Annotated in this window: 7 protein-coding genes; 4 read left to right on the top strand and 3 right to left on the bottom strand. The window is 74.3% G+C overall.

Going from position 1 to position 25656, the window contains the following annotated elements:
* Window positions 1-36 precede the first annotated feature (36 nt).
* Window positions 37-1329, top strand: coding sequence for a sugar ABC transporter substrate-binding protein (locus tag ABGB05_RS08215; protein WP_347652589.1), 1293 nt, complete (start codon window positions 37-39; stop codon window positions 1327-1329).
* Window positions 1326-3539: a hypothetical protein gene (locus tag ABGB05_RS08210; RefSeq protein ID WP_347652588.1), complete on the top strand. Its 2214-nt coding sequence runs from the start codon at window positions 1326-1328 to the stop codon at window positions 3537-3539. The genes ABGB05_RS08215 and ABGB05_RS08210 overlap by 4 nt, the downstream gene beginning before the upstream one ends.
* Before the next feature lie 28 nt (window positions 3540-3567).
* On the opposite strand, the gene ABGB05_RS08205 is transcribed toward ABGB05_RS08210, so the two are convergent.
* The 3 genes from ABGB05_RS08205 to ABGB05_RS08195 all read right to left on the bottom strand — a co-directional run bounded on the left by ABGB05_RS08205 (window position 3568) and on the right by ABGB05_RS08195 (window position 6609).
* Entirely contained in the window at window positions 3568-4359 is a 792-nt protein-coding gene (locus tag ABGB05_RS08205; RefSeq protein ID WP_347652647.1) for an ABC transporter ATP-binding protein, read from the bottom strand.
* Window positions 4360-4468: 109 nt separating this feature from the next.
* The gene (locus ABGB05_RS08200; RefSeq protein ID WP_347652587.1) at window positions 4469-5533 is read right to left on the bottom strand and encodes an iron chelate uptake ABC transporter family permease subunit; all 1065 of its coding nucleotides are present in this window, start codon (window positions 5531-5533) and stop codon (window positions 4469-4471) included.
* A 5-nt stretch (window positions 5534-5538) separates the two neighbouring features.
* Window positions 5539-6609 carry an iron chelate uptake ABC transporter family permease subunit gene (locus ABGB05_RS08195; RefSeq protein ID WP_347652586.1) on the bottom strand — a complete coding sequence of 357 codons (1071 nt, stop codon included), beginning with the start codon at window positions 6607-6609 and terminating at the stop codon, window positions 5539-5541.
* Between the two features lie 436 nt (window positions 6610-7045).
* Here ABGB05_RS08195 and ABGB05_RS08190 point away from each other — a divergent pair, with 436 nt between their 5' ends.
* Together ABGB05_RS08190 and ABGB05_RS08185 are read left to right on the top strand one after the other, a co-directional pair.
* Window positions 7046-8068, top strand: coding sequence for an iron-siderophore ABC transporter substrate-binding protein (locus ABGB05_RS08190; RefSeq protein ID WP_347652585.1), 1023 nt, complete (start codon window positions 7046-7048; stop codon window positions 8066-8068).
* Window positions 8069-8138: 70 nt separating this feature from the next.
* A complete protein-coding gene (locus ABGB05_RS08185) occupies window positions 8139-25655 on the top strand; it encodes an amino acid adenylation domain-containing protein (protein WP_347652584.1) in 17517 nt (5838 codons plus the stop codon).
* Window position 25656 lies beyond the last annotated feature (1 nt).

Raw genomic sequence — 25656 nt, 5'->3', positions numbered from 1 at the left:
GAACCGTTTCAACCCACCATCCCCCAAGGAGTTCCGATGAGTGCCAGATCGTTCCGACACCGCCTCGCGGCGGTCTGCGTCTCGGCCGTGACACTGTTGGCCACCGCCGCCTGTGGCGACTCGGGCGGCGACGGCGGCCCCGTCCAGTTGCGCTTCTCCTGGTGGGGCAACAACGACCGGGCGGCGACCACCCAGAAGATCATCGAGGCGTTCCAGGCACAGCATCCCGACATCAGGGTCACCGGCTCCACATCCGACTTCAACGCGTACTTCGACAAGCTCGCCACCGAGGTCGCCGCCGGTGACGCGCCGGACGTGATCACCCTTGGCGGCGCCTACCCCCGAGAGTACGGCGGCCGGGGCGCCCTGCTCGACCTGGCCAGGGTCGGCGACGTCCTGAAGACCGACAAGATCGACGCCGCCGCGCTGGGCAACGGGAAGTTCGACGACAAGCAGTTCGGGGTGCCGACCGGCGTCAACAGCTTCGCGGTCGTGGTCAACCCGGCGGTCTTCGAGGCCGCCGGCGTGCCCCTGCCCGACGACAGCACCTGGACCTGGCAGGACTTCGTCCGGATCGCCAACGAGATCAAGGCGAAGGCGCCGAAGGACACCTACGCGGTCGCCGACCCGACCAAGCCGGACACCCTCGACCTCTACTCCCGGCAGCGCGGCGAGGGCCTCTACACCCCGGACGGCGCAGTGGCGATCACCAAGCAGACCCTGGTCGACTGGTGGACCATGACCACCGGGCTGCGCGACTCCGGCGCCGCCCCGCCGGCCTCGCTCACCACCGAACTGGAGGGCCAGCCGGCACCGGAGCAGACCCTGATGGGCCGTGGCCTCGCCGCCATGCAGTTCGACTGGAGCAACCAGCTCGGCGCCCTGCGCAAGGCCTCCGGCAAGCCGCTGGAACTGCTCCGGGCACCGGGGGAGAGCGCCGGCCGCCCCGGCATGTGGCTGCAGGCGTCGCAGATCTACACCATCAACGCCCGGACCAAGCACCCGAAGGAGGCGGCGAAGTTCGTCGACTTCCTGATCAACAGCCCGGAGGCCGGGAAACTCGTCCGCACCGACCGGGGTATCCCGGCCAACCACGACGTGCTCGCCGCGGTGACCCCCGAACTCGACCCCGACCAGGCCGCCCAGGCGAAGTTCATCGAGAAGATCGGCCCGCTGGCCGGCCCGCCACTGGTGATCGGGCCGACCGGTTCGACCGACACGCTCGGCATCCTGCAGCGGCTCAACGCCGAGGTGCTGTTCAACCGGCAGCCGGTGGGCAAGGCGGCGGACGAGTTCATCAAGCAGGTGGCGGCGGCGATCCGCAGGTGAACAACACCGGGGAGAGGTCCGGAATCGACCGGCGCGCGCTGGTCGACCGGCACGCGGTCGAGGTCACCCGCATCCTGCCGGCCGCGCCGCTGTCGGTGGGCAATGGCGAGTTGTGTTACACCGTCGACGTCACCGGGCTGCAGACCCTGCCGGACCTCTACCCGGTGGCCGGGCACGGCGACGCCGCGCCCGGCACGCTGCTCGCCACCCAGTCCCAGTGGGGCTGGCACAGCGTGCCGGGCGCCCGGCGGTACGACCTCGCGGAGACCGTCCGCGAATACCAGACCCCACGCGGTCCGGTGCCCTACGTCGACATGCGCGGCGAGGTCACCGGCACCGGCGAGGCGCCGGAGTCGGCCGCCGAGTCCTGGCTGCGTAACAACCCGCACCGACTCGACCTCGGCCGGATCGGGCTGGTGCTGACCGGCCGGGCCGCCGACCCGACCCGGGCCGGCGCCGGAACCGCCGACGGTGTTGCCCCGGCCGGGCCGGTACGGGCTCCCCGGGCCGACGAGCTGACCGACCTCCACCAGCGGCTGGACCTCTGGAGCGGCACCATCACCAGCCGGTTCCGGCTGGCCGGCGCGCCGGTACGGGTCGAGACGCTCTGCCACCCGGACCGGGACGTCCTCGCGGTGCGGATCGAGTCCGGGCTGCTCGCCGACGGCCTCGCGATCCGGATCGCCTTCCCGTACGGCGCCGAGGCGTGGAACAACGCCGCGGACTGGTCCCGGCCGGAGGCGCACACGTCGACGTCGTACCCCACCGGCCGGGGGCACCTGGTGCGCCGGGTGCTGGACGACACGACGTACGAGGTGGGAGTCGAAGCCTCGGCCGAGGCCCGGTTCGTCCGGACCGACCGACACGAGTTCCTGGTCAGCACTGGTCGGAGCGTCCTGGAACTGGTCATCGGCTTCACGCCCGGCGCTGGAGGCGTTCCGGTCGGTGTCGGCCCGGCTGGCGAGGGAGCCGCCGGCACCCGTCCGACCGAACTGCCGTCCTGGGACGCGGTGGCGGCGGCGTCCCGGCGGCACTGGCCCGGCTTCTGGTCCCGGGGCGGCGCCGTCGACCTGGCCGACAGCCACGACGGGCGCGCCCCCGAACTGGAGCGGCGGGTGGTGCTCTCCCAGTACCTCACCGCGGTGCACTGCGCTGGATCCCTGCCGCCGCAGGAGACCGGCCTGATGGTGAACAGCTGGCGTGGCCGGTTCCACCTGGAGATGCACTGGTGGCACGGCGCGCACTTCCCGCTCTGGGGTCGGGCCGACCTGCTGGAACGCAGCCTCGGCTGGTACGCCCGGATCCTGCCCCGGGCCCGGGAGACCGCCCGGAGCCAGGGCTGCGCCGGGGCCCGGTGGCCGAAACAGGTCGGTCCCGACGGCCGGGAGAGCCCCAGCCCGATCGGGACGTTCCTGATCTGGCAGCAGCCGCACCCGATCTACCTCGCCGAACTGGTCCGCCGCACCACGGACTCGGCGACCGCGCTCCGCCGCTACGCCGACGTGGTGCTGGAGTCGGCGGCCTTCATGGCCGACTACCCGGTCCGCGGCGTTCGCGGATACCAGCTTGGGCCGCCGCTGGTCCCGGCCCAGGAGTCGTACGCCTCGCTGCGGGCGACGGCCACCAACCCGACGTTCGAGCTGGCGTACTGGGCGTGGGGACTGCGGGTCGCCCAGCGTTGGCGCCGACTGCTCGGCCTGCCGCCCGAGCCGGCCTGGGAGAAGGTCGCCGCCAACCTGGTCCGCCCGCACGTCCGGGACGGCGTCTACACCGCGATCGACGTGCCCCCGTACACCGTCCGGGACGACCACCCGTCGATGCTCTACGCGCTCGGCGTGGTGCCGCCGACGGACCTGGTCGACCCGGAGATCATGCGGGCCACCCTGCACGCCGTGCTGGCGGACTGGAACTGGGACTCCACCTGGGGCTGGGACTACCCGGCCATCGCGATGACCGCGACCCGGCTCGGTGAGCCGGCGACCGCGCTGGACGCCCTGCTGCACCCGGCGGAGAAGAACGGGTACCTGCCCAACGGACACAACCGGCAGACCGACCTGCTGCCGATCTACCTGCCCGGCAACGGCGGGCTGCTCGCCGCGGTCGCGCTGATGACTCGGGGCGCCGACGCCGACGCCGGCCGCCCCACGCCGGGTTTTCCCACCGACGGCAGCTGGACGGTACGCCACGAGGGGCTGCACCCGATGCCGTGACCGGGCCGGACGAGCACCCGCCGCCGGGTCATCCCGCCGAAGCGGTGTGGTGCCGGCTGGTCGGGATGACCAGGGGAGTACCGGTCAGCGGGTCGACGGTCACCGCGCAGCGGACGTCGAAGACCTCCTCGACGAGGTCCGCGGTGACCACGTCCGCCGGAGCCCCCTGGGCGACGATCCGCCCGGCCTTCATCGCGATGACGTGGTCGGCGTACCGGCACGCCTGGTTCAGGTCGTGCAGCACCATCACCACGGTCCGGCCGTCCCGCCGGTTCAGGTCCACCACGAGGTCGAGCACGTCGATCTGGTGCGACAGGTCGAGGAAGGTGGTCGGCTCGTCCAGCAGCAGCACCGGGGTCTGCTGGGCGACCGCCATCGCGATCCAGGCCCGCTGCCGCTGCCCGCCGGAGAGTTCGTCGACCGGACGGTCGGCCAGGTCGGTGACGCCGGTGGCGGCCAGCGCCTCGGCGACCGCCGTCTCGTCCGCCGTGGACCACTGCCGCCACCAGGTCTGGTGCGGGGACCGGCCGCGACCGACCAGGTCGAGCACGGTCAGCCCGTCCGGGGCGACCGGTGCCTGCGGCAGGATGCCGACCTGGCGGGCCACCTGCCGGGTGGGCAGGGTGTGGATCGCCCGGCCGTCGAGCCGTACGCTGCCGGCGGTCGGGTCGAGCAGCCGGGCCAGAGCCCGGAGCAGCGTCGACTTGCCGCAGGCGTTGGCGCCGACGATCACACTGATCTTCCCGGGTGGGACCACCAGGTCGAGGTCGTCGACGACGACCCGGTCGCCGTACGCCAGGCGTAGGCCCTCAGCCCGCAGTTCGGGGTGTGCTCCGGCCGGCACCGTGGCGGCGGGGGTGGGCGGGGGAGCGGTCAGCGACGCGGGCGTGGCCGGGTCGGTCCCGGTCAGCAGCGGATGAAGGGTCACGTCAACCTCCAGAACCGGCACGGTTGGTCCGGACGAGCAGCCAGAGCAGGAACGTGGCGCCGAGCGCCCCGGTGACCACCCCGACCGGCAGGTCCACGTCGGGAATGAGCCACCGGGCTACCAGGTCGCTGGCGGAGACCATCAGCGCGCCGGTCAGCGCGCTGGCGACCACCGGGGGTGCGGGCAGCCCGGCGAGCCGTTGGGCGATCTGCGGCGCGGCGAGGGCGACGAAGAGCACCGGACCGGTCGCCGCGGTGGCGAACGCGACCAGCGCGACGCCGACCAGCACCAGGCAGAGCCGGGCGAGTTGGACCGGGGTGCCGAGGCCGCGGGCGACGTCGTCGCCGAGGTGCAGGGTGCGGGTCCACCGGCCGAGCAGGATCGCCGCCGGCAGCAGGACGACCACCGCGACGGTCAGCGGGCGTACGCTCTCCCAGCCCCGGCCGTTGAGGTTGCCGACCAGCCAGCCGACCGCGCTCTGCGCCTCGGTCAGTTGGGCCCGGGTCAGCAGGTAGTCGGTCGCGCTGGCGCACATCCAGGAGACCGCGATGCCGACCAGGACGATCCGGTATCCGGTCGCGCCGCGTCGCCAGGCGAGCAGGTAGATGAGTCCGGCGGTGGCCAGCCCGCCGGCCAGGCCGAGTGGCGGCAGGGCCAGTCCGCCCCCGCCGAGCACGATTCCGGCCACCACGGCGGTGGTGGCGCCGGCGTTGATGCCGATCATGTCCGGACTGGCCAGCGGGTTGCGGGTGATGGTCTGGAAGATCGCGCCGGAGACCCCGAACGCGGCTCCGGCCAGCACCGCGGTCAGTGCCCGGGGCAGGCGCAGCTCCTGGACGATGAAGACCTGGCCGGCGTCGCCGGCGCCGAACAGCGCGGGTACGACCCGCAGCGGGCTGACCGGGTAGTCGCCGGTGGCGATGCCGACGCAGAAGACCACGAAGAGCAGCGCGGTGACGCCGACACAGCAGAGCAGCAGCCGGGGGCGGACCACGCCGGAGACCGCGGGCCGGGCGAGCCGGAACGTGGTGCGGCCGGCGGTCCGGGACAGTTCGAGCAGACCCATCCGGCTCACAGCTCCGCCAGCCGGCGCCGGCGGACCAGCGCGATGAAGAACGGCCCACCGATGAACGCGGCGATGATGCCGACACCGACCTCGCCCGGCCGGGCGACCACCCGGCCGACCACGTCGGCCAGCAGCAGCAGGCTCGGGGCCAGCACCATGGTGAGCGGCAGCAGCCAGCGGTGGTCGGGGCCGGTGATCAGGCGGGCCACGTGCGGGACGACGAGTCCGACGAAGACGATCGGGCCGGCGACCGCGACCGCGGCCCCGGCCAGCAGGGTCACCGCCAGGGTGCCCTGGAGGCGGACCAGCCGGACCCGGCGGCCCAGCGCGGTCGCGACGTCGTCGCCGAGCGCGAGGCTGTTCAGGGCGGGGGCGGTGGCCAGCGCCAGGACCGTGCCGATCGCGAGGAACGGCAGCACCTGGAGCACTGTCGTGCCGTCCGGTCCGGCGAGCGAACCGGCCGCCCAGAACCGGTAGCGGTTGAGCGACTCGGGGTCGCGCAGCACGACGGCGTTGGTCACCGAGTTGAGCAGGAAGGTGATCGCAACCCCGGCCAGCGCGACCTTGACCGGGGTGGAGCCGCCCCGCCCGAGGCCACCCAGGAAGTAGACGACGAGGCTGGCGACGAGTGCGCCGACGAAGGCGAACCAGATGTAGCCGTAGATGGCGGCGATGCCGAAGCCGCCCACCGCGACGACGATGCCGAGCGCGGCGCCGGCGCTCACCCCGAGCAGGCCCGGGTCGGCGAGCGGGTTGCGGGTCAGCCCCTGCATCAGCGCCCCGGAGAGCCCGAGCGCCGCGCCGACCAGCAGGCCGAGCAGGGTACGGGGGAGTCGCACGCCCCAGATGATCGCCTCGATCTGCGGGTCGATCCCGGGAGCGTGCCGGTCGACCAGGGCCCGGACCACCTCGTCGAGCGGGATGGACCGGCTGCCGACCGCGATGGAGACCAGTGACAGGACGACCAGGACGGCGGTGGCGACCAGCAGCATGGCCAGCGGGCCGGTGGGTCTGCGGGCCGACGGGCCGGGCCGGGGCGGGCCGAGGCCGGTCGGGGCTGCCTGGTCAGTTGTCACGCGGTCCTCACGTTGGCTCAGGGGTCTGTTGTGCTCAGGGGTAGGACCGACCGGAGGGGCGATCTTATTAGGGTAGGTATACCTTAGTTCGCCGCTCGGACGGGTCCTGCTGTGCGGAAATCCGAATCGGTTGAGGTTAGGTAAGGATTACCTTACTATCACCCGGAGCGGGCTCGCTGACCCTGGTCGACCCGGCGCCGGGTCGACGTCGACCCGGCGTGTCCGCAGCCCGATCCGACGCTTCCGCACCGGGCCCCGGGGGACCACGCGCCGGTCCGGGTGACCGCACACCAGACCGGGTGACCACCCGGGCCCGGCGACCCACGCCGGCGCCGGTCGCCGCTCACCACGCTCGCCTGTCGTTGTCCCCCGGCACCCTCGGTCGCGCCGACCGTCGGTCCCGGACGTCCACTAGCCGACCCTCGAAGAGGAGCCGATGTCCAGCACACCCGCCCGCCCGATCCACCGCCGGCCGGTCGGCCGGTTGGCCGCGGCCCTGGTTGCCCTCACCCTCGGCCTCGTCGGCTGCGGCGGCGACACCAGGAAAGACGAACCCGGGCCCGCCCCGGCCCCCGGTGCCTTCCCCGTGACGGTGGACCACAAGTACGGCAGCACCGAGATAACCCGCCAGCCGACCCGGGTGGTGACACTCGGGCTCAGCGACCAGGATCCGGTGCTCGCCCTCGGGACCGTGCCGGTCGGCGCCGTCGACTGGTTCCTGGAACGGCCGTACGGGAAGTGGCCCTGGGCGCAGCAGCTGTGGGGCGGCACCCCACCCGAGATCGTCGGCGAACGGGACGACTACAACCTGGAGAAGATCGCCGCGCTCCGGCCGGACCTGATCATCGGTCTCTACTCCGGCATGACCGAGCAGCAGTACCAGCAGCTGTCCCGGATCGCGCCCACGGTCGCACAGCCGAAGGGCCACGCCGACTACGCCGCGCCGTGGCAGGAGCTGACCCGGCAGGCCGGCCGGGCCCTCGGCAGGGCGGACCGGGCCGAGCAGTTGATCGCCGACGTCGACGCGCGGTTCGCCAGAGCCCGCCAGGAACATCCGGAACTCGCCGGGAAGACCGTCGCGGTGGTCGAGCCGTACGAGCCGGGCAAGTACGCGGTCTTCGCGCCGAGCGACCCGAAGGTGGTCTTCATGACCCAGCTCGGCCTCACCGTGCCGCAGACCATCGTGCAGGCCGCCGGCGACGAGTACGCCGCCGAGATCGGCTCCGAACGGCTCGACCTGGTCGACGTCGACCGGCTCTTCTTCCTTACCTCGGACGCCTCCGCCGAGCCCCGGGTCAGGGCCGACCGGGTGTACGCCACCCTCGACGTCGCCAAGCAGAACCGGGCGGTGTTCCTGCCGTACGAGAATCCACCGCTCGGCGCCGCGCTCTCCTTCAGCACCGTGCTGAGCGTCCCGTACGCGCTGGACCAGATTCTGCCGCTGCTCGGTACCGCCTGAGCCGCCCGCCAGGTCTCCACCTCGTCCACCCGGTCTCCGGCCACCCGCTCCCGAGAGGCGGTACCTCGTCGTGCCCACGATCGACCTGAACAGCACCGACGACGAACTGAACACGGTGGAACGACACCGGATCCTGGTGGAGTGGAACGAGACCGTGACACCGGCGCCCCCGACAACCTGGCCGCAACTCTTCGAGGAGCAGGTCCGCCGGGCGCCGGAGGCGGTGGCGCTGGTCTTCGAGGAGACCGAGTTGACGTACGCCGAACTGAACCGGCGGGCGAACCGGCTGGCCCACGCGCTGATCGTCCGGGGGGTGGGGCCGGAACGGGTGGTCGCGCTCTGCCTGCCCCGCTCGATCGGGATGATCGTCGCCGAGGTGGCGGTGCTCAAGGCCGGCGGCGCCTACCTGCCGCTGGACCAGGACTATCCGGCCGAGCGGATCGGCTACATGTTGGCCGATGCCCGCCCGGTCTGCCTGGTCACCACCGTCGAACTCGCCGCCACCCTGCCGGCGACGCCGGATCTGCCCCGCCTGGTCCTGCCGGACGAGGCGGAACCTGGTCCGGCCGCCGGTCCGGTCGACGGTGCCGTGACCGGCACCGGTTCGACCGATGTGGACCCGGACCGGACCGAGGACCCGACCGACGCCGACCGGGGTGTGCCGCTGACACCGGAGAACACGGCCTACGTCATCTACACCTCCGGCTCCACCGGCCGGCCCAAGGGCGTCGTGCTGTCACATGCCGGGGTCACCCAGCTGGTCGCCACCCAGCGCGCCCGGCTCGGCGTCGGCCCGGAGAGCCGGGTGCTGCAGTTCGCCTCGCCCAGTTTCGACGTCGCGTTCTGGGACCTCTGCCTCGGCCTGCTCTCCGGCGGGCGGCTGATCGTCGTACCGGCGGAGCGTCGGGTGCCCGGCCCGGCGTTGACCAGCTACGCGCACCGGCACGGCGCGACTTTCATGATCCTGCCGCCGGCGCTGCTCGCCGCCCTGCCCCGGGACTGCACACTGCCGGCCGGCGCGACCCTGCTCGCCGGCACCGAGCGGGTCTCCCCGGAGCTGGTCGCCCGCTGGGCGGTCGACCGGCCCATGTTCAACGCCTACGGGCCGACCGAGGCGACGGTGAACTCGACCCTCGGCGAGTGTGATCCGCGGACCCCGCCCGGCGGGGTGGTGCCGATCGGCCGGCCCGACCCCGGTACCCGGTGCTACGTGCTCGATGCGGCACTGCGCCCGGTGCCGGTCGGCCAGACCGGCGAGCTGTACCTCGGTGGTCCGGGGCTGGCCCGCGGTTATCTCGGCCGGCCCGGACTGACCGCCGAGCGGTTCGTCGCCGACCCGTACGGGCCGGCGGGTGGGCGCCTCTACCGCACCGGCGACCTGGTCCGGTGGCTGCCGGACGGGCGGTTGGAGTTCCTCGGTCGGGCCGACGACCAGGTGAAGATCCGTGGTTACCGGATCGAGCCGGGCGAGGTCGAGTCGGTGCTCGCCCAGCATCCGGCGGTCGGCCAGGTGGCGGTGGTGGCCCGCCCGGGACCGACCGGTGAGCAGCGGCTCGCCGCGTACGTCGTACCGGCGTTGGAACGCGGGGACCGACCCGTCCCGGTCACCGGACACTCCCCGGGGCGGGATGTCGAGGTCGAGTCCGACCGGGTCGCGGACTGGGAGCGGCTGCACGAGCAGCTCTACGCCGCCGGGCGTACCGAGGAGTTCGGCGAGAACTTAACCGGCTGGCACAGCAGCTACGACGGGTTGCCGATCCCGCTCGCCGAGATGCGGGAGTGGCGGGACGCCACCGTGGAGCGGATCCTGGCGCTGCGCCCGCGTCGGGTCCTGGAGATCGGGGTCGGCAGCGGGTTGCTGTTGGCCGGGGTGGCGCCCCGGGTCGAGGCGTACTGGGGCACCGACCTGTCCCGGGCGGCGGTCGAGGCGGTGCGGGCGCAGGTGGCGGGCCGGCCCGAGCTGGCCGGGCGGGTGGAGTTGCGTACTCAGCCGGCCGACGTGCGCGACGGGCTGCCCGCCGGGTTCTTCGATACCGTCGTGCTCAACTCCGTCGTGCAGTACTTTCCCAGCGCCGACTACCTGCTCGACGTCCTTCGTGGACTGACCAGCCTGCTCGTCCCGGGCGGGGCGCTGTTCGTCGGCGACGTCCGCAACCTGCGGACGCACCGGTTCCTGCGAGCCGCCATCGAGATCGCCCGGCGGCGGCCGGACGAGGCCGGCCGGACCGCCGCCCGGACCGCCGCCCGGGCCGCCGTCGAACAGGGCCTGGCCTGGGAGGGGGAGCTGCTGCTCGACCCCGACTTCTTCCCCGCGCTGGTCGGGGCAGTACCCGGGATCGACGTCGTCGACCTGCGGGTCAAGCGCGGCCGGGCGCACAACGAGCTGACCCGCCACCGGTACGACGTCGTGCTGCGCACCGGATCCGACGTCGTGCTGCGTACCGGTTCGACCGCCGGCGGCCCGGCTCCCGCCGCGCCGCCCGGCACCGTCGCCGTCCGGGAGGTCACCTGGTCCGAGGTGGCCGGCGGGCTGGCCGGCCTGGCGGAGCTGCTCGACCGCGTCGACCTGACCGACGCGACAATCGACGGACTGCGGGTCACCGGCGTGCCCAACGCCCGGCTGACCGCCGACCGGCACGCGCTGCGGAGCCTCACCGACCCGGACCCGGTCACCGGGCCCGCACCCGCTGCCGCCGGCCCGGCCGTCGACCCGGAGGCGGTGCACGAGCTGGCCGGCCGGTACGGCCACGAGGTGGTGGTGACCTGGTCGGGCGACGGTACCGAGGGCGAACTCGAGCTGCTCTTCACCCCGCTCGGGACGGTGCCCCCGCCGGCGTACCGGCCGGGGCGGGAACTGACCGCCGACCCGACCCGGTACGCCAACCGCCCGGCCCCGTTCCGGGACGTCACCGCTCTGATGGCGGAGCTGCGCACGTACGCCCGGGGTTGGTTGCCGGAACACATGGTGCCGGCGGCGTTCGTGCCGCTGCACCGGCTGCCGGTCACGCCGAGCGGCAAGCTGGACCGGGCCGCGTTGCCGGCCCCCGACTTCGCCGCCCTGACCGGCGGCACCCGCCCCCGGGACGCCCGGGAGGAACTGCTCTGCGCGCTCTGTGCTGAGGTGCTCGGGCTGCCCGAGGTCGGGGTGGACGACGACTTCTTCGCGCTCGGCGGGGACAGCATCGTCTCCATCCAGCTGGTCATCCGGGCCCGGCAGGCGGGTCTGGTGCTGACCCCGCGTCAGGTCTTCCAGCTGCGTACCGTCGCCGAGCTGGCCCCGGTCGCCACCTCGGCGCCGGGGCGGGCCGGCGACGACCCCGAGGCCGGCGTCGGTTCGCTGCCGCTCACCCCGATCCTGCGCTGGCTGGACGAGTGCGGTGGTGAGATCGACGCGTTCAACCAGTGGCTGCTGGTCAGGGTTCCCGCCGAGGTGACCGCCGACGGGCTGGTCGCCGCGCTGCAGGCGGTCGCCGACCGGCACGACGTCCTGCGGTCCCGGTTGGTCCGATCCACACCGGATGGTGCCGGTCGGCTGGAGGTGCCGCCGCCCGGCACCGTCCGGGCCGCCGACTGGCTGCACCGGATCGAGGTCGGCGAGCTGGCCGGGGCGGCACTGCGGGCCCGGGCCGAGGACGCCGCCCGGCAGGCCGGGCGACGACTGGCCCCGGAGTCCGGCCTGATGGTCCAGGTGGTCTGGCTCGACGCCGGCCCGGAACGGCCCGGACACCTGGTGGTGCTGGTGCACCACGCGGTGGTCGACGGCGTCTCCTGGCGGATCCTGCTGCCCGATCTCGCCGCCGCCTGGGCCGACGTCTCCACCGGCCGTACGCCCCGCCCGGCACCGGTCGGTACGCCGCTGCGGCGCTGGTCCGAGCTGCTGCACGCGGACGCCCACTCGGCGCGGCGCCTGGCCGAGCTGCCGCTCTGGACCCGGACGCTGCGCGGCCCCGACCCGGCCCTGGCGGCGCGTCCCCTCGACCCGGTCGGCGACCTGGCGAGCGTGTCCCGGCTGACCCTGCGGCTGCCGGCCGACCGGACCGCTCCGCTGCTCGGCACCGTGCCTGCGGTGTTCCACGCCGGCGTCAACGACGTCCTGCTGACCGCGTTCGCCCTGGCCCTGGCCGACTGGCGGCGTCGCCGGGGCGTGACCGAGCCGGTGCCCGCCCTGGTCGCCCTGGAGGGACACGGCCGGGAGGAACAGGTCGCCGACGGCGTGGACCTGTCCCGGACCCTCGGCTGGTTCACCAGCGTCTTCCCGGTGCGACTGGAGACCGGGCCGATCGACCTGGACCGGGCGCTGGCCGGCGGCCCGGACGCCGGCACCGCGCTGAAGCGGGTCAAGGAACGGCTCCGGGAGATCCCCGACCACGGGCTCGGCTACGGCCTGCTGCGCCACCTCAACCCGGAGTCCGCCGCCCTCCTCGCCGCGCTGCCCACGCCGCAGATCAGCTTCAACTACCTCGGCCGGTTCGCCGTGCCGGCCGACCCGGACACCACCTGGAGTCCGCTGCCCGGGATCGGGCTACTGGCCGGCGGCTTCGACGACGCGATGCCGGTGGCGCCGTACACCCTGGAGGTCAACGCCTTCACCGAGGACGGCCCGGACGGGCCCGGGCTCGGGGTGACCTGGGCCTGGCCGGCGACCCTGCTCGGCGAGGCGGACGTCCGGGAACTCGCGAAGGGCTGGTTCACCGCGCTGGACGCGATCGTCCGGCACGCCGCCGCGCCGGGCGCCGGTGGGCACACCCCGTCGGACTTCCCGCTGGTCCGACTCGACCAGCCACAACTCGACGCGCTGGCCGCCGCCGTACCGGGGCTGGTCGAGGTGCTGCCGCTGACCCCGTTGCAGGAGGGGTTCTACTTCCACGCGGTCGCCGACGGCCCGGACGCCGGGGCGGACCCGTACCGGGTGCAGCAGGTGATCGAGCTGACCGGCCGGCTCGACGCCGCCGCGCTGCGGCGGGCACTGCGCGGCGTACTCGACCGGCACGCCCCGTTGCGGGCCGCGTTTCCGCAGCTCGCCGACGGGCGACCGGTGCAGGTGGTGGCGGACCGGCTCGACCCGCCGTGGCGCGAGGTCGACCTGACCGGGTACGCCGCCGACGAGCGCGACGCCGCGTTCGCGGCGCTGGCGGACGCGGAGCGGGCCGCCCCGTTCGACCTCGCCCGCCCGCCGCTGCTGCGCGGCGTACTGGTCCGGTACGCCGGTGACCGGCACCTCCTGCTGCTCACCCACCACCACATCGTGACCGACGGCTGGTCCGCCGGACTGACCCTGCGGGATCTGCTCGCCGGCTACGCACCGGACGGCGAGCCGGACCGCCTGCCGCCGGTCGCCCCCTACCGGCGGTACCTGGAGTGGCTGGCCGGCCGGGACGACACGGCGGCCCGGGAGGCCTGGCGGGTGGCGCTGGCCGGGCTCGACGACCCGACCCGGCTCGCCACCGGTGCCGGCTGCGCCGACGCCGCCACCGGTGCCGGCGACCCGGTTCGGCCCGGCGGCGCCGCCCGGTCCGACGTGGCACTGCCGGCCGAGGTCGCGACCGGACTGCGGACGCGGGCCCGGGACGCCGGACTGACCCTCGGCAGCGTTGTCCACGCCGCCTGGGGACTGCTGCTCGGCCAGCACACCCGGCGGCGGGACGTCGTCTTCGGCAGTACGGTCGCCGGCCGGCCGGCCGAGGTGGACGGTGTCGAGGCGATGGTCGGCCTCTTCATCAACACCCTGCCGGTTCGGCTGCGCTGGAATCCGGCCGAGCCACTCGCCGAACTCGTCGCCCGACTCCAGCGCGAGCAGGCCGAACTCCTCGACCACCAGCACCTCGGGCTGCCCGCGATCCAGCGGCTGGCCGGGATCGGGGAGCTCTTCGACACCCTCGTCGTGGTGGAGAACTATCCGCCGACCGGCGACCTGCGGGACCGGTCCGGCCTCGTCGAGCTCAACGGCGTCGAGTTCCGGGAGGCCACCCACTATCCGGCGACCCTGCTGGTGTCGGCGGCCGACCAGCTCAGCCTGACCATCGAGTACGACCCGGCCAGGATCGGCGCGGCGACCGTACGGCGGCTCGGCGCCGGACTGGCCCGCATCCTCGACACACTCGTCACCGACCCGACCCGGCCGGTCGGCCGGATCGACCTGCTGCCGGCGGAGGAACGGTCCGCCGTCCTCGCCCGGCTGGCCGGGCCGACCGCCCCGCTGCCGGGGCTGACCCTGGACGCGGTCGTCGCGGCCCAGGCCGCCGCCACCCCGGACGCGGTGGCGCTGATCGACGGCGGGCGGGAGCTGAGCTACGCCGACCTGCACCGCCGGGCCGCCGCGTTGGCCGGACGACTCGTCGGCCGGGGAGTCCGACCGGGCGACGTGGTCGCGGTGGCGGTGCCCCGATCGGCGGAACTGGTGGTCGGGATGCTCGCCGTGCTGCGGGCCGGGGCCGCGTACCTGCCGGTCAACCTGGCGGACCCGCCCGGCCGGCTCGCCGCCGTGCTCGCCGACTCCGGCGCCCGGGCGGTGGTGGCCACCGTGGACAACCTCGACCGGGTGTCGGGCCCGGCGGACCTGACACGCCTGCTGGTCGACGGGGACGTGACGCCGGGCCGGGACGACCTCCGTCCGGCCCCGCCGAGGGATCCGGAGCTGCCCGCGTACCTGATCTACACCTCGGGCTCGACCGGACGCCCGAAGGGGGCGCTGGTCAGCCACCGGGCGATCGTCAACCAGCTGACCTGGTCGCAACGCGAGTTCCGGCTCGGCACCGCCGACCGGATGCTGCAGCTCGCGCCCCCGCACTTCGACACCTCGGTCTGGGAGATCTTCTGGCCGCTGACCGCCGGCGCCGCCGTCGTACTGCCGGGTGCGGACGACCTGCGTGACCCGGCCCGGCTGGCCGGACTGGTCCGGCGGCACCGGGTCACCGCGGTCACCTTCGTACCGTCGATGGTGGAGGCGTTCCTGCTCGACGACGAGGTCGCCGCCGATCCCGGCTGGGCGGCCAGTCTGCGCTGGGTCTCCAGCGGAGGCGAGGCGCTCACCCCGGAACTCGCCCGGCGGTGGCGGACCCGGACCGGCACCGCGCTGGACAACTTCTACGGGCCGACCGAGACGGCGGTGCAGGTCACCTGGTGGGCGAACGACGGCGAACCCGGGCCGACGGTACCGATCGGCCGGGCGGTCGCCAACACCCGGCTGTACGTGCTGGACGACTGTCTGCGGCCGGTCTCCGCCGGTGTCCCCGGTGAGCTGTACGTCGCCGGGGCGCAGCTCGGGCATGGCTACCACCGGCGACCGGCGATCACCGCGGAACGCTTCGTCGCCGATCCGTTCGGGACGGCCGGGGAGCGGATGTACCGTACCGGCGACCTGGTGCGGTGGCGGGCCGACGGCGTCCTGGAGTACGTCGGTCGTACCGACCACGAGATCAAGATCCGTGGTCACCGGGTCGACCCCGGCGAGATCGAGGCGGTGCTGTCGGCGCAGCCCGGGGTCGGCCGGGTGGTGGTGACGGTACCGGCCGGGGCCGGACCGTCCCGTCTGGTGGCGTACGTCGTCCCGCTGCCGGGGGCCCGGCCGGCGATCGGGGCGCTGCGGGAGGCGGCCCGGGCCGGGCTGCCGGATGCCCTGGTGCCGGCCGCGTTCGTGCTGCTCGACGCGCTGCCGCTGACGCCGAGTGGCAAGCTCGACCGGGCGGCGCTGCCGCCGCCGGCCGAGCCGGACGGGTCGCTGCCGCCGCCGGTCGTCGCGCCGGACCGGGCGGGCCGGGGCGGGCCGGTGCCGCCCGAGCCCGTCGGGTCGGGCGGGCCGGCGGCGGATCCGGCGGTCGGGCAGCTCGCCACGATCTTCGCCGAGGTGCTGGGCCGCTCCGGGGTCGACGCCGACGACGACTTTTTCGCGCTCGGTGGCGACAGCATCCTCAGCATCGCGGTGGCGAGCCGGGCCCGGCGGCGCGGACTGGAGATCCGTCCCGGTGACCTCTTCCGGCACCGTACGCCGCGTACCCTCGCCGCCGCAGTTCCGTCCGGCCCGGCAGTCTCCTCCGGCCCGGCAGTCTCCTCCGGCCCGGCAGTCTCCTCCGGCCCGGCAGTCTCCTCCGGCCCGGCGGCGGCCGGACACCAATCGGCGGCCCCGCCGGCCGGTGCCCCGGAGATGTCGGTGCAGACCGGTGACGGGATCGGCCCGGTTCCGCCGCTGCCGATCGTGCACTGGCTGCGGGAGACCGGTCAGCCGATCGACCGGTTCACCCTGCCGGCGCTGCTCGTCACGCCCGCCCGGTCGACGATGGACACACTGGTCGCGGTGCTGCGGGCGGTGCTCGACCGGCACGACGGGCTCCGTCTGCGGCTGCGCCGGATCGCCGGGGTGCTCTGGTCGCTGGAGGTCCCGCGGGCCGGGCAGCTGGATCCGGCCGGACTGCTGCGCCGGGTCGACGTCGCCGGTCTGGACGACGCCGAACTGCGGGCCACCATCACCCGGGAGTCCGAGGCCGCGACCGGGCGGCTCGCGCCGGACACCGGGACGATGGTCCAGGCGGTCTGGTTCGACACCGGGACGCGACCCGGACGCCTGCTCCTCGCCACCCACCACCTGCTGGTCGACGGCGTCTCGTGGCGAATCCTGCTCGCGGATCTGGCCGAGGCGGCCCGGGCGGTCACCACCGGCCAGTCGCCGGCACTCGCCCCGGTCGGCACCTCGCTGCGGCACTACGCCCAGCTGCTGACCGAGCAGGCGCAGCGTCCGGAGCGGCTGACCGAACTTGCCCACTGGGCGGAAACCCTGGCGCCCGGCGCCGAACTGTGCGCGGACCCGGTCGAGGTGTCGGATCGACCCGGGCGCCAGCATGTCGTACGACTCGGGCCGGCCGGGACCGCGCCGCTGCTCACCGCCGTACCGGCGGCGGTCGGCGCGGACGTCACCGAGATCCTGCTCGCCGCGCTGGCGCTGGCGGTGAACCGGTGGCGTGGCCGCAACGACGACCTGCTGGTCGAGCTGGAGCGGCACGGTCGCGAGGAGATCAACCCCGGAGTCGACCTCTCCCGCACCGTCGGCTGGTTCACCAGCGTGCAGCCGGTCCGGCTGCCGGCCGGCGCCGACCCGTTCGACGTGCTCCGGGGCGTACGGGAGCGGTTGCGGGCCGTCCCGGACAACGGCCTCGGGTACGGGCTGCTGCGTCACCTCAACGCGCAGACCGCGCCGATCCTCGCCGGACTGTCGACGGCGCAGGTGCTGTTCAACTACTACGGGCGGGTCCCGGGTGAGTCCGAGCGGGACTGGGCGCCGGCACCGGAGTCGGCGGCCGTCGCCACCCTCAACGGGGGCCTGGCCCTGTCCCATCCGCTGCAGGTCGACGTGGTCTGTGCCGACACCGCCGACGGCCCGGTGCTGACCGCGACCTGGACCTGGCCGGACGGGGTGCTCACCGAGTCCGACGTCAGCACGCTGGGCGCCGGGTGGATCACCGCGCTGGCCCAGCTGACCGCCGCCACGGCAACCGCCGCCACGACTTCCGACGCCGGGTCGGTGGCGGTGCCCGTCGCGGCGGGTGCCGGCGCCACGGGTTCCGGGCCGGTCAGGAGCGGGTCGACCGACGGCCCGGTGTCCGGGGCGACGGTCGACCTCAGCCCGGCGGAGGTCGACCAGGTCGCGCGGACCAGCGGGACCCCGGTGGCGGAGATCTGGCCGCTGTCGCCACTGCAGGAAGGGCTCTTCTTCCACGCCAGCTACGACACCGGCGCCCTCGACGTCTACACCGCACAGGACGTCTTCGACCTCGACCACCGGGTGGACCTGGCGCGGTTGCGTCGGGCCGGCGCGGTGCTGCTGGCCCGCAACCCGAGCATGCGGGCGGGTTTCACCGGCGAGGGACTGTCCCGGCCGGTGCAGTTCGTCACGGCGGCGGCCGAACTGCCGGTGACCGAGGTGGACCTCTCCGGACTGGATCCGCAGGTCGCCCGGGAGCGGATCACCGAACTGCTGGCCGTGGACCGGCGCCGTCGCTTCGACCTGACCCGGCCACCGCTGTGCCGACTGCTGCTGATCCGGCTCGCCGACAACCGGGACCGGCTGGTGGTCAGCCACCACCTGGTGCTCTGGGACGGCTGGTCCGAACAGCTCTTCGTCGAGCAACTGTTCACCCTCTACGAGCGCGACGGTGACGACCGGGCGTTGCCGCCGGCCGGGTCGTACCGGGACCACCTCGACTGGCTCGCCGCCCAACCCTCCGCGCCCGCGGTCCGGGCCTGGCGGGACGCGCTCGCCGGGCTGGCCGAACCGTCGCTGGTCGCGCCGGAGGCGACGCTGGCCCCGGTGGTCCCGCAACGCCGCCGGACCGAGCTGCCGGCACCGCTGGGCGAGCGGTTGCGGGCGGCGGTACGCCGACAGGGCCTCACCCTGAACACGGTGCTCACCGCGACCTGGGGACTGGTGCTCGGCGGCTACCTCGGCCGGACCGACGTGGTCTTCGGCATGACCGTCTCCGGCCGGAACCCGGAGGTCCCGCACGTCGAGCAGATCATCGGACTGTTCCTCAACACCGTGCCGGTACGGGTCGCCGTCGACCCGTACGAGTCGGTGCCGGGGCTGCTGCGTCGCCTGCAGGAGCAGCGGGCCGAACTGATGCCGTACGACCACCTCGGTCTCGGCGAGGTGCAGCGGGCGGTCGGACAGACCCGGCTCTTCGACACCCTCTACGTGCTGCAGAACTTCGTCGACGAGGAGGAGTCGGCCCGGCTGCGGGAACGGCACGGCATCGTGGCGGCGGCCGGGGTGGACGCCACCCACTACCCGCTGACCCTGGTGGTCACCCCGGCGCCGCGGATCCGGGTCGCGCTCGACCACCGGCCGGACGTCGTACCGGGCCCGGTGGCCGGGATCCTGCTCGACCGGTTCGTCGCGGTACTGGACCGGATCGTCGACGCACTCGACGAAGCCGGTGACCCGGGTGGTGTCCGCGACGCGGCCGGTGACCCGGCGCCGCCGGTGGGCCGGCTGGACCTGCTCACCGAGCCGGAACGTGCCGAGCTGGCCGCGGAGTGGGCGTCGACCCGGCGTCCGGTGGGCACCGAGTCCGTCGCCGACCTGCTGGCCGTCCAGGCGGCCCGGACCCCGGACGCCGTGGCGCTGGTCTTCGCCGGCGGCCGCGGCCGGACCGCCGGCCGCCGCGACGGGGAGGAGGGTGCGGGCGACCTCCGTGCCGCCGCCGGCCGCGAAACCGGCGGCGACGGAACGGGAACCGCGACCCTGACCTACGCCGAACTCGACGCCCGGATCAACCAGCTGGCCCGGCTGCTGATCGCCCGGGGCGCCGGACCGGAGCGGGTGGTGGCACTCGCGCTGCCGCGCTCGACCGACATGGTGGTGGCGCTCTTCGCGGTACTGCGCACCGGAGCCGCGTACCTGCCGCTGGAGCTGGACCATCCGGCCGAGCGGCTGGCGTTCGTGCTCGCCGACACCGAGCCGACGGTCCTGCTCTCGGTCACCTCCGTGCTGCCCGACCTTCCGTCGAACCTGCCGCCGACGGTACTGCCGCTCGACGGTCCGGCGGTCGCCGCCGAGCTGGCGGCGCTGCCCGGTGCCGCCCTCGACGACACCGAACTGCCGGCCGGGTTCGCCCGGACCGATCCGGAGCGGCTGGCACACCCCGCGTACCTGATCTACACCTCGGGGTCGACCGGCCGTCCGAAGGGCGTGGTGACGCCGTACCAGGGGTTGACGAACATGCAGCTCAACCACCGGGAGGCCATCTTCGGCCCGACGGTGGCGGCGGCCGGTGGTCGGCGGGTGCGGATCGCGCACACCGTCTCGTTCGCCTTCGACATGTCGTGGGAGGAACTGCTCTGGCTGGTCGAGGGGCACGAGGTGCACGTCTGCGACGAGGAACTGCGTCGTGACGCCCGGGCCCTGGTCGGCTACTGCGACCGGCACCGGATCGACGTGGTCAACGTCACCCCGAGCTACGCCCAACTGCTGCTCGAGGAGGGCCTGCTCGACCGGGACGAACCGACCGACCTTGGCGTGGGGCGACGGCATCGACCGGTGCTCGTCCTGCTCGGCGGCGAGGCGGTCTCCGAGACGGTCTGGGACCGGCTGCGGGACACCGACGGCACGGCCGGCTACAACCTGTACGGGCCGACCGAGTACACCATCAACACGCTCGGCGGCGGCACGGCCGACAGTGCCACCCCGACCGTCGGCCGGGCGATCTGGAATACCCGCGCCTACGTACTCGACCCGCACCTGCGGCCGACCCCGCCCGGCGCGCCCGGCGAGCTCTACATCGCCGGCATCGGGCTGGCCCGTGGCTACCACCGTCGGCCGGGACTGACCGCGCAGCGGTTCGTCGCCGACCCGTACGGCGCGCCCGGGGAGCGGATGTACCGCACCGGGGACCTGGTCCGCCGCCGCCCGGACGGGTTGCTGGACTTCCTCGGCCGTACCGACGACCAGGTGAAGATCCGGGGCTACCGGGTCGAACTCGGTGAGATCGAGGCGGCGCTGCTCGGGCATCCGCAGGTCGCGCACGCCGCCGTGCTGGTGGCCCCCACGGCCGGTGTCGGGGTACGTGGCCTCGCCGGTTACGTCGTCCGGTCGGCCGGCTGGCGGGACTCCGACGAGACGGTGCTGGCCGAGCTGCGGACGTACCTGCGCAAGCGGCTGCCCGACTACATGGTTCCGGCGGTGCTGGTCCCGATCGACCGACTGCCGTTGACCGTCAACGGCAAGCTCGACGTCGCGGCGTTGCCCGCCCCGACGGTCCGGGCCGGCGATGCCGCCCGGCCGCCCCGTTCGGCCCGGGAGCAGACGCTCTGCGGCATCTTCGCCGACCTGCTCGGCGTACCCGGGGTCGGGACCGACGACAACTTCTTCGACCTCGGCGGACATTCGCTGCTGGCGATCCGGCTGGTCAGCCGGGTCCGGGCGGTGCTCGGGGTGGAGGTGGCGATCCGTGACCTCTTCGAGGCGCCGACCGTCGCCGAGCTCGCCGCGCGGATCGGCGGGCCGGTGGAGCCGGCGAACCCGGCAGCAGGGGAGCCGGCTTCGGCAGACCCGGCAGCGGAGCCGGCCCCGGGGGACCGGGCGCTGGTGCCGGCGACCCGCCCCGCCGAGCTGCCACTCTCCTTCGCCCAGCAGCGGCTCTGGATGATCCAGCGGATGGTCCCGACGTCGGCGGCGTACCACTTCCCGATCGTGCTGCGGCTGCGCGGCGCACTCGACGTGGCCGCGTTGCGGGCCGCCCTGGCCGACCTGACCGACCGGCACGAGACCCTGCGTACCGTCTTCGAGGAGCGCGACGGTCAACCCGGCCAGCGGATCCTGCCGTCCGCCGGGGTCCGACCGGAGCTGGTGGTTGTCGGCGCCGCGCCGGACGAGGTCGCGGCGATCGTCCGGACCGCCGTACGACGTCCGTTCGACCTCGCCGTCGAGCCACCGGTGCGGGCGACCCTGATCGCGGTCGACGGCGACCCGGATCCGGTCGAGCACGTGCTCGTCCTGTCGCTGCACCACATCGCCACCGACGAGTGGTCGGACCGGCCCTTCCTGCGGGACCTCTCCACCGCGTACGCGGCCCGCCGGGCGGGACGGGCACCGGACTGGTCACCCCTGCCCGTCCAGTACGCCGACTACACCCTGTGGCAGCGCCGCCTGCTCGGCGACCCGGCGGATCCGGGCAGTCTGGCCGCCCGGCAACTGGACTACTGGCGTACCGCCCTGGCCGGAATGCCGGAGGAACTGGACCTGCCCACCGACCGGGCCCGGTCCGGCCGGCCCGCCCCGACCGCCGCCGAACTCCCCGTGCCACTGCCCGACGAGGTCGCCGCCGGGCTTCGGCGGCTCGCCCGGGACACCGGGACCAGCCTGTTCATGGTGGTGCACGCACTGGTGGCGACCCTGCTGCACCGGCTCGGTGCCGGCACCGACATCCCGCTCGGGGCGCCGATCGCCGGACGCGCCGACGCGGCGTTGGACGAGCTGGTCGGGTTCTTCGTCAACACGCTCGTGCTCCGTACCGACCTCTCCGGTGACCCGACCTTCGTCGACCTGCTGGCCCGGGTCCGGGAAACCGACCTGGCCGCGTACTCGCACCAGGACGTGCCGTTCGAGACGGTGGTGGAGGCGGTCAACCCGACCCGGTCGCTGTCCCGCAATCCGCTGTTCCAGGTGATGGTGGTGCACCGGCCTCGGGGTGCGGACTGGCCCGGCCTGGTCGGGCTGACCGCCGTCGACGAGCCGGTCGACCCGCCGGCGGCCAAGTTCGACCTGGTCTTCGACGTGGTCGAGGGGGCGGGCGGGCCCTCCCTCACCTGCGTGCTGAAGTACCGGACGGACCTGTTCGACCCCGGTACGGTCGAGCGGCTGGGTGAGCGGCTGACGCGGCTCGCCGCGACGGTCGCCAGCGAGCCCGGGGTGCCGGTGAGCCGGATCGACGTCCTGCTGCCGGGCGAGCGGGACCGGGTGCTGCACGACTTCACCGCGACCGCGCGGGAGGTGCCGGAGGAAACCCTGCCGGTCCTGTTCGCCCGGCAGGTGGACCGGGCTCCGGACGCGGTCGCCGTGGTGGACCGGGAACGGGTGCTCTCGTACGCCGGACTGGACGCCGAGGCGGACCGGATGGCTCGGCTGCTGGCCGGCTACGGTGTCGGACCCGGGTCGGTGGTCGGGGTGGCGGTGCCCCGCTCGGCCGCGACCGTGGCCGTGGTGCTCGGGGTGCTCCGACTCGGCGCGGCGTTCCTGCCGCTGGAGCTGGCCCACCCGGCGGACCGGCTGGCCTTCATGATGACCGACGCCGGGATCGGGACGGTGCTGACCACCCGGGCCGCCGCCGCCCGACTGCCCGCGATTTCCGGGGTACGTCGACTGCTGGTCGACGACCCGGCGGACTTCGCTCCCGTACCCGGTCCGGTTCCGGCGTCATCCGTGCCGGGCGGGCTGGACCACGCCGCGTACGTCATCTACACCTCCGGCTCCACCGGACGTCCGAAGGGCGTGGTGCTGTCGCACGAGGGGATCGGCAGCCTGGTCGCCACCGCGGTCGACCGGCTCGGCGTGAACCCGGACTCCCGGGTGCTGCAGTTCGCCTCGACCGGCTTCGACGTCTTCGTCTTCGAGCTGGCCATGGCGTTGTGCGTCGGGGGTCGGCTGGTGATCGCGCCGGACGACACCCGGGCCCCCGGCCGGCCCCTGGCCGACCTGCTGGAACGGGAACGGGTGAGCCACGCGATCCTGCCACCGTCCCTGGTCGCGGCGCTGCCGGCGGACTGCCCGCTGCCGGACGGGCTGACGGTGCTGGTCGGTACCGAGACCGTGCCCCCGGACCTGATCGGCCGCTGGGCGGGCCGGCTGCGGCTGTACGCGGCGTACGGACTCACCGAGGCGACGGTCAACTCGACGCTCTGGCGTGCCGAACCCGACTGGACCGGTCCGGTGCCGATCGGTCGCCCGGACCCGAACACCCGGGTGTACGTCCTCGACGAGCGGCTCCGCCCGGTGCCGCCCGGCGTGGTGGGGGAGTTGTACGTCGCCGGGCGTGGCCTGGCCCGTGGTTACCTCGGTCGTCCCGGGTTGACCGCGCAGCGTTTCGTCGCCGACCCGTACGGCCCGGCCGGGGCCCGGATGTACCGCACCGGTGACCGGGCCCGCTGGCGCGCCGACGGGGTGCTGGACTTCCTCGGCCGGGTCGACGACCAGGTGAAGATTCGCGGCTTCCGGATCGAACTGGGCGAGGTCGAGGCGGTCCTCGCCGGCTGCCCGGGCGTGCGGCAGGCGGCGGTGACCGTGGACCGCGCCGGTGACCTGACCCGGCTGGTCGGGTACGTGGTGCCCGCCGACGCACCGGTCGACCCGGACGCGGTACGCGGGCACGCCGCCGGTCTGCTGCCGGACTACATGGTGCCGACCCTGGTGGTGGTGCTGCCCGGCCCGCTGCCGCTGACCCCGAACGGCAAACTGGACCGGCGGGGGCTGCCGGCACCGGACTGGTCGGTGCTGACCGGTGACGACCGGCCCGTCACCCCGGTCGAACGGACCCTCGCCGACCTCGTCGGGGAGATCCTCCGGCTGCCCCCGGTCGGCCGCTCCGACAACTTCTTCGTCCTCGGTGGACACTCGATGGCGGTGATGCGGCTGCTGGGTCGGATCCGCGCGGCGCTCGGCGTCGACCTGGCGGTCCGGGACGTCTTCGACGCCCCGACCGTGGCCGGAATCGCCGAACGGGTCGCCGGGGCGGCGGCCGGGCGACCCCCGCTGCGCCGGCTCGGCCCCGACCTGGCGCCGCTCGTCGCACCGGTGCAGCGGATCTGGTGGGACCGGCACCGGGCGGCGGTGCCGGCCGACCACTGGGACCTCGCCCTGCTGGTCCGGCCCGCCGACGAGGCCGGGCTGGACGTACCGGCGCTGGCGGCGGCACTGCGGGACCTGGTGGACCGGCATCCGCCGCTGGCCACCGTCTTCGCGGTCGGTGACGACGGCGAGCCGGTGCCGGTCCCGGTCGGCGACCGGCCGGTGCTGGAGACGCTGCCGGCGACCGGCGAACCACTCGACGCCCGGGTCGCCGTCCTGGTCCGGGAGACCGTCGACCTGACCGGGCAGCCGCCGATGCGGGCCCGACTGCTGGTCGGGGACGGGGACGGGGGCGAGGCGGTGCTGCTGACCCTGCACTACCTGGGCGCGGACGAGTGGTCGGTGGTCCCGCTGGTCCGGGACCTCGACACCGCGTACGCGGCCCGCCGGGCCGGCCGGGCTCCGACGTGGTCCCCGTTGCCGGTCGGCTACCCGGACTACGCCCACTGGTCACGGGAACTGCTCGGCGACCCGACCGACCCCGCCAGCCGGTACGCCCGGCAACGGGACTACTGGCGGGGACGGCTGGCGGGCGTACCGGAGCGGCTGGCGCTGCCCACGGACCGGGTGCGCCCGGTGGTGCCCGGCCGACGTGGTGGCCGGGTCGGGTTCGTGCTCGACGAGCGGACCCACCGGGCCGTCGACGACCTGGCCCGGCAGACCGGTACCAGCATGTTCATGGTCTTCCAGGCGGTGCTCGCCACCCTGCTGCACCGGCTCGGTGCCGGCCCGGACGTCCCGGTCGGCACGCTGGTGGCGGGCCGGACCGAGGACGTGCTGACCGACCTGGTCGGCTGTTTTGTCAACCCGCTGGTGCTGCGGACCGACGTCGGCGGGGATCCGACCTTCGCCGGCCTGCTGGCCCGGATCCGGGCCGCCGACCTGGCCGCGTTCGACCACCAGGAGGTGCCGTTCGACGCGGTACGCGACGTGTCGCCGATCGGCCCCGGCCTGCCGCAGGTGCTCCTTGTGCACCACGAGGAGGCCCGACTGACCGGGGTGGACGGCTCCGACGACCTCGCCGGGCTGCGGGTCGAACCGGTGCCGACCGGCGCGGTCCGGGCCGAGCTGACGGTGAGCTTCTACGAGCCGCTCGGCGACGGACCCGTGCACACCGACCTGGAGTACGCGCTCGACGTTGTCGACCCGGCGACCGCCCACCGGTTGGCCGACCAGTTCCGTGCCCTGCTCGCGGCGGCACTCGCCGCCCCCGACACGCCGATCTCGGCGCTTGACCCGACGACGCCCCGAGGAGCCTGAC

Origin of the sequence: Plantactinospora sp. B5E13, assembly GCF_039871775.1 — a bacterium.
GTDB lineage: Bacteria > Actinomycetota > Actinomycetes > Mycobacteriales > Micromonosporaceae > Plantactinospora.
This window is presented reverse-complemented; position numbering and strand designations above follow the sequence as displayed.

Excerpts from the sequence above, each read along its gene's own strand:
- ABGB05_RS08200 (WP_347652587.1), bottom strand. The coding sequence starts at position 5,533 with ATGGGTCTGCTCGAACTGTCCCGGACCGCCGGCCGCACCACGTTCCGG.
- ABGB05_RS08215 (WP_347652589.1), top strand. The coding sequence starts at position 37 with ATGAGTGCCAGATCGTTCCGACACCGCCTCGCGGCGGTCTGCGTCTCG.
- ABGB05_RS08190 (WP_347652585.1), top strand. The coding sequence starts at position 7,046 with ATGTCCAGCACACCCGCCCGCCCGATCCACCGCCGGCCGGTCGGCCGG.